The organism is Rhodococcus sp. 06-1460-1B (assembly GCF_002258475.1).
Taxonomy (GTDB): domain Bacteria; phylum Actinomycetota; class Actinomycetes; order Mycobacteriales; family Mycobacteriaceae; genus Rhodococcoides; species Rhodococcoides fascians.
Genome location: NZ_NOYS01000018.1, coordinates 191,083 through 208,732 on the forward strand (window position 1 = coordinate 191,083; position 17,650 = coordinate 208,732).

Below are 17,650 nucleotides of genomic sequence, written 5' to 3' on the forward strand. Positions count from 1 at the left end.
ACCTATTGGTCCGTGTCGACGACGTCGACACGGATGCCGCGACCACCGATTCCGGAGACGAGAGTGCGCAGCGCCGTAGCGGTGCGACCACCGCGTCCGATGACCTTGCCCAGGTCGTCGGGGTGCACGTGAACTTCCACGGTGCGACCACGACGGCCGGTGATCATCTCGACGCGAACGTCATCGGGATTGGCGACGATGCCGCGAACGAGGTGTTCGACGGCATCGGCGACAACGGCACTCACTTCTCAGCAGCCTCGGCGGCCGGCGCGTCTGCCGTCTCGGTTGCTGCAGCGTCGGTGGTCTCCGCGGCAGCGGAATCGTCCGACTTCGGCGCCTTCTTCTTCTTGGCGGTGGTGGCCTCGCCCTGGGGCTCGGAATCCGCCTGCGCCAGCGCAGCGTTGAAGAGGTCGAGCTTCGACGGCTTGGGCTCGGCGACGCGGAGGGTGCCCTCGGTGCCGGGCAGACCCTTGAACTTCTGCCAGTCGCCGGTGATCTTCAGCAGTGCCTCGACGGGCTCGGTCGGCTGCGCGCCGACGCCCAGCCAGTACTGCGCACGCTCGGAGTTGATCTCGATGACGCTGGGGTCCTGCTTGGGCTCGTACGTCCCGATGGTCTCGATTGCACGGCCGTTACGGCGGGTGCGGGCGTCGGAAATGACGACGCGGTAATGCGGGGTGCGGATCTTGCCGATACGCATGAGCTTGATCTTGACGGCCATGTTCTGGTGAAGCCTTTCGAGGAGTGGTCACTGCGCAATTCAGCGGTTCGCACGGCATGCGAACCCGGTTTTGCGTTGGAGTTGTCGTGACCGCCGCGCGGTACGTAACCGGAGACGGGCGAACAGCGGTCCATTCTGCCAGACGACCACCCGATACCCTCAATCGCCCGGTCAGGCCAGCAGAATCACCAAAGCCGGAAAGGTGTTGTTGACGGAGTGGGCCGTGGTCGACGCGACGATCGAGCCGCTTCTCATTCTCGCGATGCCGATGGCGAGTCCTCCCCACAGCAGGACGACGAAGCGCCACCATTCTCGGTGCCAGATCGCGAACATCACCGCCGTGATCACCAGTACCACCCAGCGGTTGCCCAGCCACGCCATCGGCATGGGTCGAGTGCGTTTTTCGAGAGCTCCCCACAACATGCCGCGGAACATCGTTTCTTCGCAGATCGGTGCGCCGATCCAAATCCACACCGCGAAAACGACTTTCCACCCCATGGCGATGTCTGCCATACCGCCCAGCGGTGCCTGATCCTGAAAATCGATACGCGAGAGCAGCACGAGTGCGAGCAGCACTCCACCGACGAGGGCGACTCCACCCCAGGCCAGACCGGATCGGATATGACCGACGAGTTCGTGAACGGATCTCGGGAGCCCGAAGTCGACGACGGGGCCGTTGCCCCTCGACATCGTGACCGCCACCGCCAGTCCTGCGGCGAGCAGGCTCGGGATCATGATCCCCACGACGAACAGCGGCGAGGACTCCGAGGACACGACCAGGCCGAGGAGCAGGAACCCGGCAAGATTGAGGCCGAGCACGAGGGCGGCCGCCGGCAGTCCCCACCGTTGGCCGGGTCTGCGCTCCGCAGCCGCTGCTTCGGCACGCCAGTATGTCTCGGACAGTCCCGAGCCCTGCTGTTGCACGTGATTCATCGGTGCCATTCCCGCCCAGCTGGGCCGGTTCACGTCGAATTCCCCCGCGCCTCCTGGTGTGCGGCCGAACTGGTCGGCATCGAATCGGTCCGGGCCTTGCCGCGGATCAACCATCGCCGTATCCCGATCCACTCGCGGCGCGTCCGCGACGATCGGTCACGCGGCCGCGCAGAATCACCAGCTCGGGGTTGGACAACACGTCCGCTCCCCCGCGCGGGTCGTCGGAGTACACGACGAGATCGGCGGGCGCACCGTGCTCGAGCCCGCCTCGCCCCAGCCACGACCGGGCGTCCCAGCAAGCAGCACCGAGCGCATCGGTCGGTGACAATCCGACGCGTCCCAGAGCGTCCACCTCGTCGGCGATCCGGCCGTGCGCGATGGATCCGCCGGCGTCGGTTCCGGCGAAGATCGGGATACCTGCGTCGTGGGCACGGCCGACGGTATCGCCGACTCGCGCATGCAACGCGCGCATATGCCGGGCGTAGACCGGGTAGCGGGTGGCCGAGTCCGCGATGCCGGGAAAGGTCTCGATGTTGATCAACGTCGGCACCAACGCTGTCCCGTGCTGGACCATCATCTCGATGGTCTCGTCGGTCAGGCCGGTGCCGTGTTCGATGCAGTCGATGCCTGCCGCGATCAGTCCGGGGAGCGCGTCTTCCCCGAAGACGTGCGCGGTGACGCGTGCCCCTTCCGCATGGGCCGCGGCAATGGCGTCGACGAGGATCGCGTCGTTCCAGAGGGGTCGGAGGTCTCCCACCGAGCGGTCGATCCAGTCACCGACGAGCTTGACCCACCCGTCACCGAATCGCGCTTGTTGCGCGACCGCATCGGGAAGTTGTGATTCGTCCTCGATGTCGATCGCCAGGCCAGGGATGTATCGCTTCGGGGAGGCGATGTGCCGCCCCGCCCTGATGATGCGTGGCAGATCGTCGTGGTCGTCCAACGCCCGCGTGTCGACCGGAGATCCCGCGTCACGCAGCAGCAGAGCCCCGACGCCTCGTTCGGTCTCGGCCTGCGCGATCGACCCGGCCAGGTCGGTGTGTCCTCCGCCGTACTCGATGCCGACATGACAGTGCGCGTCGACGAGCCCGGGCAGTATCCACCCGCCGTCGTGGATGAAGTCGGCATCGGCGATGGGCTCCGTGGACAGGACGCCGCCGTCGATCCACAGGTCGATCGGGGACTCGTTCGGCAGCCCGCGTCCCCGCACCCGCAATGCCGACACCGCAGGCCCGCTTACTTCTTCGGCAGCTTCAGCTGCGAGAGATCGATTCCCTCGAGTCCCGGCGGCAATTGATCGAGGCCCTTGGGCATCGACGACAGGTCGGGCATTCCGGCAGGCATTCCACCAGGCATTCCGGGGAACCCGCCGCGGATCTTCGGCTGTGTGGGCCCGCGAGCACCCTTCTTGCCTTTCTTGCCCTTCTTGTTGTTGCGCACCTGCTTTCGCGCACCCGGCATGCCCATCCGACCGGCCATCGCCGACATCATCTTGCGTGCCTCGAAGAACCGATCGACCAATTGGTTGACGTCGGAGACCTTCACGCCCGAGCCGTTCGCGATCCGCAGCCGTCGAGAGGCATTGATGATCTTCGGATCGGTGCGCTCCTGCGGCGTCATGCCGCGAATAATCGCCTGCACCCGGTCGAGTTGCTTCTCGTCGACATTGGCCAGTTCTTTCATCTGGCCCGCGCCGGGCAACATCCCCAACAGATTTCCGATGGGCCCCATCTTGCGAACGGCCATCATCTGCTCGAGGAAGTCGTCGAGCGTGAGCTGGCCGGAGCCGATCTTGTTGGCGGTGGCCTCGGCCTGCTCGGCGTCGAAGTGCTGCTCGGCCTGCTCGATGAGGCTGAGCACGTCGCCCATGCCGAGGATGCGACTGGCCATGCGGTCGGGGTGGAAGACGTCGAAATCTTCGAGCTTCTCGCCGGTCGACGCGAACATGATGGGCTGCCCGGTCACCTCGCGCACGCTCAGTGCTGCGCCGCCGCGGGCATCGCCGTCGAGCTTGGTCAGCACGACACCGGTGAAGCCGACTCCGTCGCGGAACGCCTCGGCGGTACTGACGGCGTCCTGGCCGACCATGGCGTCGAGAACGAACAAGGTTTCGTCCGGCTCGACCGCGTCGCGAATCCCGGCGGCCTGGCTCATCAGCTCGGTGTCGATACCGAGACGGCCTGCGGTGTCGACGATGACCACGTCGTACTGCTTGCTGCGAGCCTCGGCCACTCCGGCGCGGGCCACCTCGACCGGGTCCGCGGCCGACACGCCGAGCGCGTTCTCGCCACCGCCGATGGACGTGCCCGGGTGCGGGGCGAAGACTGCCGCGCCTGCCCGTTCGCCAACGATCTGGAGCTGGCTGACGGCACCGGGACGTTGCAGGTCACAGGCGACGAGAAGCGGGGTGTGACCCTGACCCTTGAGCCACTTGGCGAGCTTGCCCGCCAAGGTCGTCTTACCGGAACCCTGCAGGCCGGCCAGCATGATGACGGTGGGCGGGTTCTTGGCGAACACCAGTCTGCGTGTTTCGCCGCCGAGGATGCCGACCAGTTCCTCGTTGACGATCTTGACGACCTGCTGAGCCGGGTTGAGTGCGCCCGATACTTCGGCACCCTTGGCGCGGACCTTGATGCGGTTGATGAACTCCCGCACGACGGGCAACGCCACGTCCGCCTCGAGCAGGGCCAGTCGGATCTCGCGGGCTGTGGCGTCGATATCCGCACCGGACAGTCGACCTTTGCCACGCAGGTCCTTGAGAGTCCCGGTCAACCTGTCGGAAAGGGATTCGAACACCGATTGCACTCCTGAGCTAGCCGATCACCGAAAACGAGCCGAGTCCGGCACTGTCACCAGACCGAGTCCGGCGTTGTCACCAGACTAACGCCAGCCCACCTTATCCTCGCTCAGGGCGTCGGGCAGTGAGTCCGTTCGGTGCGGTGCGACCGGTCAGGCCTTGCTTGCCGAATCGCTCCACGTCACAGCGACGCCGCGGGTGGAGAGCCACTGTGCGGGATCGACTTTGACGCCGGCGGGATCGTGCACCTCGAAATGCAGGTGCGGGCCGGTCGACTGACCGCGATTGCCCACAGTTGCGATCTGTTCTCCGGCTGTGACCCGCTGACCGGGCTGCACCGAGAAGTCGTTGACGTGACCGTAGATGGTCTCGGTGCCGTCGTCGTGCAGAACCTTGACCCAGAGTCCGAAACCTGACGCCGGTCCCGCATCGGACACCGTGCCGTCGGCTGCAGCGTAGATGGGCGTGCCGATCGGGGCGGCGATGTCCAGTCCGCTGTGCTGAGTGCCCCACCGCGAACCGAAGTTCGACGTCAACACTCCGGCGACGGGCTGGACCGTCGCCTTCTTCAACGAACGCAAACTCTCGAGCGGCGACGCCGGCCCGGAACCCGTTCCACCGAGTCCTACGTCGTCGAGCCACTGCTGGGCCGCGGCGTCCACCTCGGGGCCGAGAGCGGCGAGCGGTCCCGGAGTCGGTGCCTGTGTCGCGGCGTCCGACGGGACTGCCGAAGGATCGGTCTGTGGGGCCGGAGCAAGGTCCGGTGCGGCCTGCGGCGGCGCACCGAAAGGCGGCGCGAACTGCGGCAACTCGAACTGCGGTGGCACGAACTGGGGCAGCTCGAATCCGGCAGGCAGCACACCCTCCGGGACGGCGAAGGGGAATCCGGCCGCGGGCGGTTCCGGGACGGGTGCCGCGCCTGCGGTGCCCGCGCCCATGGTGGTCGCGCCGACGACGATGGCACCGGTTGCGGCGACGATGGTGGCCGCACGCCTGCCGGTGTCCTGAACTTCCTCCGCGGCGCGATGCTTGCCACCGGGCGTACCCGATGCCGTCTCGGCCGGTACGTAGATGTTCGACCGTCGGTGTGATCCCACAGTGCGCGCCTCTCGAAATGTCAGAATTGGAGCCTGCAGGAACGACGAGACGTTCGAGCAGCGGAGCCGGCAGTTCGGCCCGAAGGGCCTGCTGCGTCAGGTGACGAACATAACAAATCGGTCTCGGGGGTAAACCCATCGGCCGGAAGTTCGTGAAATGTCACCACGGCATGTCGGTTTCCGACGAACTTCCGACCAACGGTCAAGTGCCCTCGGGCTTTTCCGGGGGTTTGGGCGGTTCCGGCGATGGCACGACGGCGAGGAGCGCGCGTTCGAGATCCTCGCGCACAGCCCGACTGTCCGCACCGGCCAAGTCGATGCAGAAGGAATCGACCACAGAACTACCCAGCGTCGATACCCGCGCCCAGCGAATATCGAATCCCTGCTGCTCGATTGCGCTCGCCAACCGACACAGCAGGCCGAGGCGGTCCTCGGCTCGCAGTTCGAGCACGACCTGACCCGGTTCGTTGTCGTCGAACCACAGCACCCGAGGCGGAGCCTGGGCGTACAGGACCGGCACAGCCGAATCCTCGCCGTCCTCGTCCGAGGTCTCGACGCGGGCGTCTCGTTCCTTCGCGTCGAGCACGGCGACGAGGTCGAGCTCGCCCGCCTGCGCACGGATGATCTCCTGCCGGATCAACCCCGCCTGCGGCGGAGCACCGAACAAGGGTGCGACATCGAACGAGTTGATCGCCGAACCGTCGTGACTGCCGAGCGAGGCCGACAGCACCCGCAAGGAATGCAGTGCCAGCACTCCGGCCGCGTCGGACAGCAGTCCTGGAGTGTCGGGTGCAACCACGGTCACGACGAAGGTGTGCAGACCGTCGGTGGGCGTGATGTCGACGTGCACTCCCCCGCGCGAGGCCAACTCGATGTGCGCCGGGTCGAGCGGATCCGGCGACGGCAGAGTCTCTCCCGCCATCACCAGCCGACAACGACGAACGAGTTCACGGATCAGCGACGCCTTCCAGTCCCCCCACACCCCGGGTCCGGTCGCGAGAGAGTCCGCCTCGGCGAGTGCATGCAGAAGCTCCAGCAGAACGGTGTCCGCACCGAGCGCATCCACGACGGTCTGCACGGTTGCCGGGTCGTCCAGATCGCGCCGGGTGGCAGTCTCCGGCAGCAAAAGGTGATAGCGGACCATTGCCGTCAGCAGGGCCACGTCGGAGGGCCACAAGCCGAGCCGGTTACCGATCTGAACGGCGAGATCGGCACCGACGACGCTGTGGTCGCCGCCGCGTCCCTTTCCGATGTCGTGGACGAGCGCGCCGAGCACCAGCAGATCGGGACGAGCGACGCGTGTGGTCAATGCACTTGCGTACGCGGCAGTTTCTACCAGGTGTCGATCCACCGTCCAGGTGTGCACCGCATCTCGAGGCGGCAGATCTCGAACCGCACCCCATTCCGGAATCAGCCTGCCCCACAATCCGGTTCGATCGAGCGCCTCGATGGCCGCGATGGCCTTGCGGCCGGATCCCAGCAGCACCAACAGATCGTTGAGTGCTTCCTTGGGCCACGGCTCACGGAGTTCGGGGGCGCTGTCGGACAGACGGTTGAGCGTGGAGGCAGACATCGGCATGCCGGTCTGAGCCGACGCTGCCGCAACCCGCATGATCAGACCCGGATCCTTGTTCGGTCGTGCATCGCGTGCCAGCACCACCTCACCCGCGTGCTCGACGACTCCCTCGTCCAGCGGACGGCGAACGGGTACGCGACGCAGACGCGAAAGACCGCGTCGTGGAAGCGAATTGCCGGCGGTACGCAAACCCACATCGACCGAGTAGCTGATGGTGCGTGCCGAATCGCTGAGCACACGAGCGAGATCGAACCGATCGCCGATGCGAAGCGCAGCACCGATCTCGTCGGCGTCCTGCGCACGCAGCTGATCTCGGGCACGACCGGCCACCCGGTGCAGTTCGGTTCGCACGTCGAGAAGTCGCCCGTGCGCGAATGCCAAACCACCGCCCGGTGATTCGGGTCCCAACCCGGGCATGCCATCGGTCAATTGAGCAATCGAGAGGGCGTCGAGCAGTTGCACGTCGCGCAGCCCGCCGCGGCCGCTCTTGAGGTCGGGTTCGGCACGGTGTGCGATCTCGCCGCTTCGTGCCCAGCGCCCCTGAGTCTGGCCGATCAGCTCGTCGAAGCGACCGCGAATTCCGGTGCGCCACTGCCGACGTATGCCACCGATCAACAGGTTGCTCAATTCCACGTCACCGGCGATGTGGCGTGCTTCGAGCATGCCGAGTGCTGCGGTCATGTCCGCCGCGGCAACCTGCAGGGCCTGCGGCACCGTACGCACACTGTGATCGAGCTTGATGTGGGCGTCCCACAACGGATACCAGAGCTTGTCGGCGACGTCGGCCACGATGCGGGGGTCGAGATCGTCGTGCAACAGAATCAAGTCCAGGTCGGAGTACGGCAGCAGTTCGCGACGCGCCAGACCTCCTACTGCGACTATCGCGAAACCGGAATCCGGCTTCACGCCCAGTTCTGCGCCCTTGGTGGTCAGCCAGAACTCGTGAAGATCGACGAGCGCCTGCCTGAGCGAGGGCGCATCGAGGCGGCGGTTGCGGGTGCCGCCGTCGAGCAGTTGCTTTCTGGCCCGAGCGAGATCCGCAGCTGCATCGCTCGTGCCCTTCGATGCGGAGCCCGTAGAGACCGAAGGCCCCGGTTCTGGCGCGCGTGCGCCAGAACCGGGGCCCCCGGACCGAGACCCTGTGGGGTCAGAGCGCATCGGCGCCACGTTCTCCGGTACGGACTCGGATGACCGAATCCACCGGGGAAACCCACACTTTGCCGTCACCGATCTTGCCGGTGCGGGCTGCTTCGACGATGACCTCGACGACCTTCTCCACTGCGGCGTCGTCGACGACTACCTCGACACGCACCTTAGGAACGAAATCGACCGAGTACTCCGCACCTCGGTAGACCTCGGTGTGGCCCTTCTGGCGGCCGTAGCCCTGAACCTCACTGACGGTCATTCCGAGCACGCCGGCCTGTTCCAGCCCCGTCTTGACGTCCTCCAGGGTGAACGGTTTGACGATTGCCGTGATCAGCTTCATTTTTGCTTCCCTTCACAAGACCTCGAGTGCCCGTTGTCGTACGGTGCAGCGTTCATCTCTATCTCTACCTTGTCAGGCGAAATCATATGCAGTCTCGGCGTGCTCGGCCTCGTCGATGCCGTTCGCCTCTTCCTCGTCCGTCACGCGCCAGCCCAGCGGCTTCAGAGCGAAGGCGATGACCGCGGTCACGATTGCGGTGAAGACCAATGCGAACAACGCGATGACGATCTGCACGACGAGCTGCTTGTAGTCACCACCGTAGAACAGGCCGGTCTCGGATCCGAGGAAGCCGATTCCGATGGTGCCCCACAGGCCTGCGACCAGGTGGACGCCGACGACGTCGAGCGAGTCGTCGTAGCCGAACTTGAACTTCAGTCCGACGGCGAGAGCCGACAGCACGCCGGCGATGACGCCGAGGATCATGGCTCCGACCGGGGTGAGCGCACCGGCGGCCGGGGTGATGGCGACCAGACCTGCGACAATGCCCGATGCGGCACCGAGGCTGGTTGCGTGTCCGTCGCGGATGCGCTCGGTGATGAGCCAGCCTGCGATGGCCGCTGCGGTGGCCGCGGTGGTGTTGACCCAGGCCACGCCTGCGATGCCGTCGGCGGCGAATGCCGAACCGGCGTTGAATCCGAACCAGCCGAACCACAGCAGCGCTGCGCCGAGCATGACGAACGGGAGGTTGTGCGGACGGTAGGCGACCTTGCCGAATCCGGCTCGCTTGCCGATGATGATCGCCAGGATCAGGCCTGCGATACCGGCGTTGATGTGCACGACGGTTCCACCGGCGAAGTCGATCGGTGCGACGTTGGCGACGGTGTCACCGTCGTCGTTGACCATCGTTCCGAAAATCTTTGCGGCCAAGCCCTTCTCGGAGCCCGACAGCAGTCCACCGCCCCAGACCATGTGTGCCAGCGGGAAGTACGCGAGGGTGACCCAGATTCCTGCGAAGGCGAGCCAGGTGCCGTACTTGACTCGACCGGCGATCGAGCCGCTGATCAGGGCGACCGTGATGATGGCGAACGTGACCTGGAACGCTACGTCGATGACGTTGGCGTAACCCCATGCGCCGGCGATGTAGTTGCCGTCCGCGTCGGTGATCGAATCCTTGAGTCCGAAGAACTCGAACGGGTTGGCGAAGACACCGCCGATGTCCTGGGTGCCGTAGGACATCGACCATCCCCACAAGAAGTAGATGATCGAGACGACGGCCATAGCTCCGAACGACATCATCATCATGTTCAACACGGACTTCGACTGCGACATACCGCCGTAGAAGAACGCCAAGCCCGGCGTCATCAGCAGTACCAGCGATGCTGCCATCAGCATCCACGCGGCGTTGCCGGAGTTGGCCAACATATCCTCGGGACTCACGTACACCCTCCATTCTCCTGCACACCGGTTGGCGCGCCGTTACGCAAGAAGAGTGGTTTCACGAAGTTTCATCCGTGACACTCGGGTGTTTCGGGCATGTGAACGCATGACCGAATTCTGTTGCTAAAAGGTTTCGTGCTGGCGTTTGTGCTTTTTACCCGGTTCGCGGAGCCCCGGCGAGGTCGATCAACCGAGCAGTGCGTCGACGAACGCCCCTGGCTCGAACGGAGCCAGATCGTCGGCACCCTCGCCGAGACCGACGAGCTTGACGGGTACCCCGAGTTCCCGCTGTACCTGAAAAACGATGCCGCCCTTCGCGGTTCCGTCGAGCTTGGTCAGCACGACACCGGTGATGTCCACGATCTCGGCGAAGACGCGCGCCTGAGTCAGTCCGTTCTGGCCGACCGTCGCATCCAGAACGAGCAGCACGTCGTCGACGTGGGCCCGCTTCTCGATGACGCGTTTGACCTTGCTCAGCTCGTCCATCAGACCGGACTTCGTGTGCAGGCGACCTGCGGTGTCGACCAGCACCACGTCGACTCCGTTCTCGATTCCCTTGCTCACCGCGTCGAAGGCAACGGCGGCCGGGTCGGCGGCTTCCTTACCGCGCACCACTTCGGCACCGACTCGCTCGGCCCAGGTCTGCAGCTGATCCGCGGCAGCAGCGCGGAACGTGTCGGCCGCACCGAGGAGCACTCGCCGGCCGTCCGCGACCAGGACACGGGCGAGCTTGCCGGTGGTCGTGGTCTTGCCGGTGCCGTTGACTCCGACGACCAACAACACCGCAGGCGCGCCGTCGTGCGGAAGCGCGCGAATCGAACGATCGAACTCCGGATGCAGTTGCGCCACCAGAATTTCCCGCAGCAGGGCTCGCGCATCGGCTTCGGTACGAATACTGCGAGCTGCCATCTGCTCGCGCAGCGTGCGCATGATCTCCGTCGTCGTGGCCGAGCCGATGTCGGCGATCAGCAGCGTGTCCTCGACTTCTTCCCAGGAGTCCTCGTCCAGGTCTCCGCCGCCGAGCAATCCGAGCAGGGACTTGCCCACCGCGGACTGGGAACGAGCCAGACGTCCACGAAGACGGTCCAACCGACCTTCGGTCGGATCGATGGTGTCCAGTCGAGGAGCAGGTGCCTCGGCGTCCGGAGCGGGTTCCGGCACCGCAGGCGCGGTGGGCTCGGCCGGCTCGGCGGGCTCGACAACCGGCACCTGAGGCTCGACGACCGGAACCTCCGGGTCGAGGACCTCCGGCTCGTCCCGAGTGTGGGTGGGTGGCACCGGCGTCGGCTCGACCGGGAAGGTCTCGACAGGCTTCGGGGCAGGCGGGACGGGCTTCGGGGCAGGCGGGACGGGCTCGGCGGTCGCAGTGCCCTGACTGAACGAGAAACCGCTGCCGGCGGTGTAGCCACCGGATCTGTCCTTGGTGGCCGCGTCCTCGATTCGGGCGGCCTCATCCGACTTGAGGGACACTCTCCGGCGACGGGACAGAACGAACCCGACGACGAGGACGACGAGCAGGACGGCAGCGATCGCCGCGACGATGATCCACGCTTGATTACTCACGTGACCATCCTCTCAGGTGGTCACGACCGAACGCATCGGTGGTGCATCGCCGAAATGGACTGTCCGCCGTCCGGGTCGTGTCGATAGCATCGTCGCCATGACGTGGACCACGGTGCGCGACGCCGACCAACTGACCGCCATGTTCGGCGAACCCAGCTTCCGGGCGGCCAACAAGGATCGCCGGACCCTGCATCCACTCGACGTGCAATGGCTCGCAGCCTCGCCTTTCTGCCTGATGGGAACCTCGGACGCGAGCGGGCGGTGCGACGTCTCCCCCAAGGGTGATCCGCCCGGCAGCCTGGTCCACGTCATCGACGAGGCCACGATCGCACTGGCCGAACGGCCCGGTAATCGTCGAATGGACGGCTACCGCAACATTCTCGAGAATCCGTTCGTCGGCCTGAACTTCTTCGTGCCGGGGCGCGGCGACACCCTGCGCATGAACGGTCGCGCGTCGCTGGTGACCGACGCACCGTTCTTCGACGAACTACAGGTCAAGGGCCACCGACCCATCATGTGCCTCGTCGTCGACATCGAGCAGGTGTTCCACCACTGCGCCAAGGCATTCATGCGGTCCAAGTTGTGGCAGCCGGACACGTGGGATGCGGACTCCATTCCCGATGTCGCGTCCTTGACGAAAGCGTTGATTCCGCAGGCACCCGAAACGGTGGAAGAACTTCGCGAGTACTACGGGCCCGCCTACGCCGAGCAGCTCTACCCCGAGAAGTAGCGCAACCTCACGTCGCGGAATCGGTGTCGCTGGGCACCGACACGTCCGGTTCGGCGGGTTCGACTGCGGGTTCGACTGCATCGACGGCGACACGCTCGCGATTGAGCCGCTGCGAGATGACGGTGGTGATGCCGTCGCCGCGCATACTGACGCCGTAGAGGGCGTCGGCCACTTCCATCGTCGGCTTCTGGTGCGTGATGACGATCAGTTGCGACTTCTCACGGAGTTGCTCGAACAATCCGATGAGTCGCCGCAGGTTGGTGTCGTCCAGCGCTGCTTCGACCTCGTCCATCACGTAGAACGGCGATGGTCGAGCACGGAAGATCGCCACGAGCATCGCAACGGCCGTCAGCGACTTCTCGCCGCCGGACAGCAGCGACAGCCGCTTCACCTTCTTGCCGGGCGGCCGTGCTTCCACTTCGATCCCGGTGGTGAGCATGTCCGACGGGTCGGTCAGAATCAGCCGTCCCTCGCCACCGGGGAACAGTTTGGCGAAGACACCGGTGAATTCACGCTCGACGTCCAGCCAGGCCTCGGTGAACACCTGCAGGATGCGGTCGTCCACGTCGGCGACGACCCCGAGCAGGTCCTTGCGCGCGGACTTGACGTCCTCGAGCTGGGTGGACAGAAAGTTGTATCGCTCTTCCAGTGCCGCGAACTCTTCCAGAGCCAGCGGGTTCACCTTGCCGAGCGTGGCCAGATCCCGTTCGGCGCGTTTGACACGCGCCTGCTGAGTGGCGCGGTCGAACGGCATCGGGGCGGGTGCCACCACCTGCTCACCGCGTTCCTTGGCCGCCTCGTACTCGGCCATTTCGAGTTCGGTCGGAGGCAGCGGGACGTCGGGGCCGTATTCCGCTACCAAGTCGTCGAGACCGATCCCGTGCTGTTCGAGAATGGTCGTCTCGAGTTGCTCGATGCGCAGGGCGGCCTGGGCACGCGCCACCTCGTCGCGGTGCACCGCGTCGGTGATCGAGGCCAACTGTCCCTGCAGTGCCCGAACCTGCTCCTTGACCGTGTCGAGTTCGGCTGTGCGCGTGGTACGTTCGGCCGAGAGCTCGTCGCGCCGTCGTGCGGCAGCAGCGACGACCGCCCCGAGACGAGCCGCGAGCTCTTCACCCGACTCCGCCACTGCGGCAGCGACCGCGGCAGCATGACGCCGAGCCGCGCTCTCCCTCTCGGCCCTGGCTCTGGCCTCCCGCTCGGCTCGCGCCGCCCGGCGCAGCGAATCTGCCCGTCCCCGGACCGACTGCGCACGCTCCTCCGCGGTGCGCACGTTCAGCCGAGCTTCGACTTCCACGGCGCGAACCTCGGTGAGTGCGGCCGCCGCCATTTCACGCTCCATCGTGGTGGCCGCGTCGCCGCTCTCACCGTCTCCCACGAACCCGGATTGTTCGTCCTCGGCAGATCGCAGGCTGTCTTCGAGCTCGGCCAGCCGAGCGACCGCTTCCTCGCGACTCGTCTCGGCCGAATCACGCTGCGTCGTCAACCGTGCCGATTCGGCATGAGCAGACCGCGCCAATTGACCGAGCCTGCCCAGCTGCTCGTACACAGCTGCCATAGCGGCATCGGATTCGTTGAGGGCAGCCAGAGCCTGCTCCGCCGATTCACGTCGGTCGCGCTGTTCCGCGAGTGCACCGGAGAGCGTTGCATCGAGTTCCTCGGCCCGGCGCACGGCCGCAGCCAGCTCGACGGTCGAGGTGTCGATGGCGGATTGCACTTCGAGCGTGCTGGGCCGTCGGTCCGATCCTCCGGTCACCCACCCGGGTTCGACGACGTCGCCGTCCTTGGTCACCGCGCGCAGTCGGCCGTTGCCGGAGACGAGTCGGTGCGCGGTGTCGAGCGAGTCGACGGCAACCACGCCGTCGAGCAATGCCGTCATGGCACCGGCCAGGCGGTCCGGGTAGTCGATGAGATCGAGCACCCACCGCGCGCCATCAGGAAGTTCGGGGCGCGAGAGTGGTTGCACTGCAACGGAACTGCTGTGCACGATGGCAGCGCGACCACCGTCCGCGGCGCGGAGCGCCAGGACTGCATCGCGGGCAGCGGCGAAGGACTCTGCATGGGCAGCGTCGGCCGCCGGTCCCATCGCGACTGCGACCGCGATCTCGTATCCCGGCTCGACCGTCAGGTGCCCGGCCAGCAGTCCCGACAGTCCGTCCTGTTCGTTCTCCACCAACCAGCCGGCACCGTCTTTTCGTTCGAGGCCCATCGTCAGCGCCTCGATCCTCGCTTCGAAGGACGCCACCCGCTTACCCGCGGTCCGTTCCTCGGCCTGCAATTCCGAGACACGCGCATCGGCATGACGTAGCGCAGCCACTGCGCGCTCGTAGTGGGTGTCCAAGCTCAGTTCGCTGGCGTCGAGGGTACCGATCTGGTCCTGCACGCTCTCGAACTCGCGCTGGGCCGCCTCGCCCCGTTCACGGGCCTCGTCGATGGCCACCGACAGGCGTGCCACCTCGGCGTCGATAGATTCGACCTTGGTCCGAAAGGTATCGACCCGCCCGGACAAGCGTGCAAAGCCCTCCCTGCGATCGGCCACCGCACGCACGGCCGCCAGGTGCGCCCGTTCCGCAGCCGCAGCCGCCGACTCTCGTTCGGCCAACTGTTCGCGGGCCGCCTCGAGGGTTTCCCGCGCCATCTCCACGGCTTCGACGAGTTCCATCTCTTCTTCGGCAACCCGCTCGGCTTGTGCCTCCAGCTCGTCTGGGTCCTGCCCTCGACCGGCGCTCTGCACGGAGTCGAGGTGCCGGGCCCGCTCGTGCGCGATGCGAACAGTCGCGTTGACTCGTTCGGCCAGCGCGGAAAGTCGAAACCACGTCTGCCCGGCTGCTTCGGCGCTGGGCGTCAGGCGAGCGACGGCTTGCTCGTGTTCGGCGAGGGCTACGGTCCCCGCCTCGAGGGCGTCCTGCACCATCGCATACTGCTCGCGAGCCGCTTCCTCGTCCTGCGTCTGGTTGGCGAATTCTTCTCGCCTGGCCACCAAATCGTCTGCCGCCAGCCGGAGGCGAGCGTCGCGCAGGTCTGCCTGCACCGTCTGCGCTCGACGTGCGACCTCGGCCTGCCGACCCAACGGCTTGAGTTGCCGACGCAGTTCGGTCGTCAGATCGGTCAGTCGCGCGAGATTGGCCTGCATCGCGTCGAGTTTGCGGACCGCCTTTTCCTTGCGTTTGCGGTGCTTGAGAACGCCGGCAGCTTCCTCGATGAATGCTCGCCGGTCCTCCGGGCGGGATTCGAGAATCGCCGCCAGCCGGCCCTGCCCGACGATCACGTGCATCTCGCGCCCGATACCGGAGTCGCTCAGCAGCTCCTGGACGTCCATCAAACGGCAGGAGCTTCCGTTGATCTCGTACTCGCCCGCACCATCGCGAAACATACGGCGGGTGATCGATACCTCGGAGTAGTCGATCGGCAGCGCTCCGTCGGAGTTGTCGATCGTCAGCGTCACCTCGGCTCGACCCAGCGGCGCTCGACCCGAGGTTCCCGCGAAGATGACGTCTTCCATCTTGCCGCCGCGCAGGGCTTTGGCACCCTGCTCGCCCATCACCCAGGTCAGAGCGTCCACGACATTCGACTTACCGGAGCCGTTCGGTCCGACCACGCAGGTGATACCGGGCTCGAATCGAAGAGTCGTCGCCGAAGCGAAGGACTTGAAGCCCTTGAGCGTCAGACTCTTCAGATACATAGCGTCCGTACTTTACCGGCCAGGTGCCCACCCGCGCGCCCAGCCTCCGGTAGTGCAGGTCAGCGCTCGACGAAACCGCTCAGATCACCGCGGGCCGACCCCCAACTCTCGACGACGAGCGTCACCGTGCCGGGGGTGCCACCGCCGCGTAGCAGTTCGAGAAGCGCGTCGAGACGATCGCGCGGTCCCTCGGCGATCACCAGCACCCGTCCGTCGGCGTGGTTGGTCGCGTGACCGACGAGACCGAGTTCGAGAGCACGCGATCGAGTCCACCACCGAAACCCGACGCCCTGCACCAGGCCGTGCACCCACGCTGTCAGACGCTCGTCGCTCATGCCGGGCTCAACTCTCGGACGGATCCGTCGAAACTCGTTGCGTACAACGACGTCGGGTCGAATCCCACCCCGCCGAACGCGACCGCAGATGTCAGCGGCACACCTGTCGCCACGGCACACGACGACCCCGACGTCGGGTCGATGCGAATAACTCGTCCCGCGAGATTCTGTGCGAGATAGATCATTCCGTCGACACCCACGGTCAGGTCGTCCGACATGGTGAGTGGTCCGAATCCGTCGACGCGAACACTCGAGACCGAACCGGACGGATCCTGCTCGTCGAGGACGTACACGACGGGCTCGACATCGAACGTGTTGCCCACGTAGATCTTTCCGCGCGCAATCGCAATCCCGTTGGCAGACCCCAGATCCGTACGTACCGTCGACACGGTGCGATCGGTCGCGATCCGGCTCAGGCCTGCAGCGACACCCAGATTACGGGTGGTGAAGAGATCACCCGTCTCCGATCTCGCCAGTCCGTTGGGCATCGCCAGGCCCGACGCGTACGTCGAGCGACCACCGGTATCGAGATCGAGCGCGTCGATCGTTCCGGTCGAGGAATCGAAAAGTCCTGCGGCCGCACTGTTTCCGGTGGTGAAGTACAGGGTGTCTCCGTCCCGCACCAAGCCGCCGGGTGACTCGACGCCCGACACCAGAGTGCCCCGGTCTCCGTTCGGCGCGACGCTACGTAGAGCACCCGGTCCGATCGGCGACGTCTCGGAAACGATCATCGAGCCGCGGCCGTCGAACTCCAGATTCTCGAGCATCCCGAATCCCGACGCCACTGTGCTCACCGACCACGGAGTACACGCACTCGACGCCTGTGCGGCCGGGGCCGCGGCGATCGACGCGCCGCAGAGCAACGCAGCGGTGAAGATCGCCCGAGACTTCATCAGGCGTCCACGTCGATGTCCAGGTTGATCGTCGTTCCGGCCTTCAAGGTCCGCCCGACCGTGCACACCTTGTCGATGGCACGCTCGACGACGGTCAGCAGGCGTTGCTGCGCCTCGGGGTCCATCGCGCTGAGGTCGACTCGAAGGATCTCGTTCAACTCGGGATAGAGCTCGTTCTCGCGGTCGGCGGCCCCGGACACCTCGACGGTGGCGGAGTAGTCGTCACCGAGTCGACGAGAGAGCGGGACGTCGGAGCTCATGCCCGTGCACGCCGCGAGGGCGATCTTGAGCAGCTCCCCCGGAGTGAAAACACCCTCGACCGATTCGGACCCGATGAGCACCTCGGCTCCCCGCGAACTGCGACCGGTGTATCGACGTGTGCCTGTGCGCTCGACCCAGAGGTTGGTCGGCGTGCTCTGTTCTGCCATGACCGAAATACTAGGCGGGCGGTTCAGGAGTG

The 17,650-nt window shown here is 66.0% G+C and carries 15 protein-coding genes; 1 reads left to right on the forward strand and 14 read right to left on the reverse strand.

Features of this window, described 5'->3' with window-relative positions; all coding sequences use genetic code 11:
• Positions 1-2 precede the first annotated feature (2 nt).
• The 10 genes from CH268_RS06955 to ftsY all read right to left on the reverse strand — a co-directional run bounded on the left by CH268_RS06955 (position 3) and on the right by ftsY (position 11,550).
• Positions 3-245 (reverse strand): RNA-binding protein, encoded by a 243-nt coding sequence (locus CH268_RS06955; RefSeq protein WP_027496687.1) that lies wholly within the window; start codon positions 243-245, stop codon positions 3-5.
• Positions 242-721, reverse strand: coding sequence for a 30S ribosomal protein S16 (gene rpsP / locus CH268_RS06960; protein WP_032366399.1), 480 nt, complete (start codon positions 719-721; stop codon positions 242-244). The genes CH268_RS06955 and rpsP overlap by 4 nt, the downstream gene beginning before the upstream one ends.
• A gap of 171 nt (positions 722-892) precedes the next feature.
• Positions 893-1,768 (reverse strand): CPBP family intramembrane glutamic endopeptidase, encoded by an 876-nt coding sequence (locus tag CH268_RS06965; protein ID WP_094663040.1) that lies wholly within the window; start codon positions 1,766-1,768, stop codon positions 893-895.
• Positions 1,761-2,879: an amidohydrolase family protein gene (locus CH268_RS06970; protein WP_094663042.1), complete on the reverse strand. Its 1,119-nt coding sequence runs from the start codon at positions 2,877-2,879 to the stop codon at positions 1,761-1,763. Before CH268_RS06970 ends, CH268_RS06965 begins: the two co-directional genes overlap by 8 nt.
• An 11-nt stretch (positions 2,880-2,890) precedes the next feature.
• Positions 2,891-4,450: a signal recognition particle protein gene (gene ffh, locus CH268_RS06975; protein ID WP_032366589.1), complete on the reverse strand. Its 1,560-nt coding sequence runs from the start codon at positions 4,448-4,450 to the stop codon at positions 2,891-2,893.
• A 153-nt stretch (positions 4,451-4,603) separates the two neighbouring features.
• A complete protein-coding gene (locus CH268_RS06980; RefSeq protein WP_094663044.1) occupies positions 4,604-5,548 on the reverse strand; it encodes a M23 family metallopeptidase in 945 nt (314 codons plus the stop codon).
• Between the two features lie 202 nt (positions 5,549-5,750).
• A complete protein-coding gene (locus tag CH268_RS06985) occupies positions 5,751-8,282 on the reverse strand; it encodes a [protein-PII] uridylyltransferase (RefSeq protein ID WP_027496681.1) in 2,532 nt (843 codons plus the stop codon).
• The gene (locus CH268_RS06990) at positions 8,272-8,610 is read right to left on the reverse strand and encodes a P-II family nitrogen regulator (RefSeq protein ID WP_019664269.1); all 339 of its coding nucleotides are present in this window, start codon (positions 8,608-8,610) and stop codon (positions 8,272-8,274) included. Before CH268_RS06990 ends, CH268_RS06985 begins: the two co-directional genes overlap by 11 nt.
• A gap of 72 nt (positions 8,611-8,682) precedes the next feature.
• The gene (locus CH268_RS06995) at positions 8,683-9,987 is read right to left on the reverse strand and encodes an ammonium transporter (protein ID WP_370878683.1); all 1,305 of its coding nucleotides are present in this window, start codon (positions 9,985-9,987) and stop codon (positions 8,683-8,685) included.
• A gap of 186 nt (positions 9,988-10,173) precedes the next feature.
• Positions 10,174-11,550, reverse strand: coding sequence for a signal recognition particle-docking protein FtsY (gene ftsY / locus CH268_RS07000; protein ID WP_027496679.1), 1,377 nt, complete (start codon positions 11,548-11,550; stop codon positions 10,174-10,176).
• 97 nt (positions 11,551-11,647) lie between these two features.
• Between ftsY and CH268_RS07005 the strand changes: the two genes are divergently transcribed.
• Positions 11,648-12,280 (forward strand): MSMEG_1061 family FMN-dependent PPOX-type flavoprotein, encoded by a 633-nt coding sequence (locus CH268_RS07005; protein WP_094663206.1) that lies wholly within the window; start codon positions 11,648-11,650, stop codon positions 12,278-12,280.
• A gap of 7 nt (positions 12,281-12,287) precedes the next feature.
• Here CH268_RS07005 and smc read toward each other — a convergent pair whose 3' ends face one another.
• The 4 genes from smc to CH268_RS07025 are packed head-to-tail and all read right to left on the reverse strand — an operon-like array spanning position 12,288 to position 17,618.
• Positions 12,288-15,962 carry a chromosome segregation protein SMC gene (gene smc, locus CH268_RS07010; protein WP_094663046.1) on the reverse strand — a complete coding sequence of 1,225 codons (3,675 nt, stop codon included), beginning with the start codon at positions 15,960-15,962 and terminating at the stop codon, positions 12,288-12,290.
• 59 nt (positions 15,963-16,021) lie between these two features.
• Complete coding sequence (locus tag CH268_RS07015) at positions 16,022-16,297, reverse strand: acylphosphatase (protein WP_032372630.1); 276 nt, start codon at positions 16,295-16,297, stop codon at positions 16,022-16,024.
• Positions 16,294-17,190 (reverse strand): SMP-30/gluconolactonase/LRE family protein, encoded by an 897-nt coding sequence (locus CH268_RS07020; protein ID WP_094663048.1) that lies wholly within the window; start codon positions 17,188-17,190, stop codon positions 16,294-16,296. Before CH268_RS07020 ends, CH268_RS07015 begins: the two co-directional genes overlap by 4 nt.
• The gene (locus tag CH268_RS07025; RefSeq protein WP_027496674.1) at positions 17,190-17,618 is read right to left on the reverse strand and encodes an OsmC family protein; all 429 of its coding nucleotides are present in this window, start codon (positions 17,616-17,618) and stop codon (positions 17,190-17,192) included. The genes CH268_RS07020 and CH268_RS07025 overlap by 1 nt, the downstream gene beginning before the upstream one ends.
• Between the last annotated feature and the right edge of the window lie 32 nt (positions 17,619-17,650).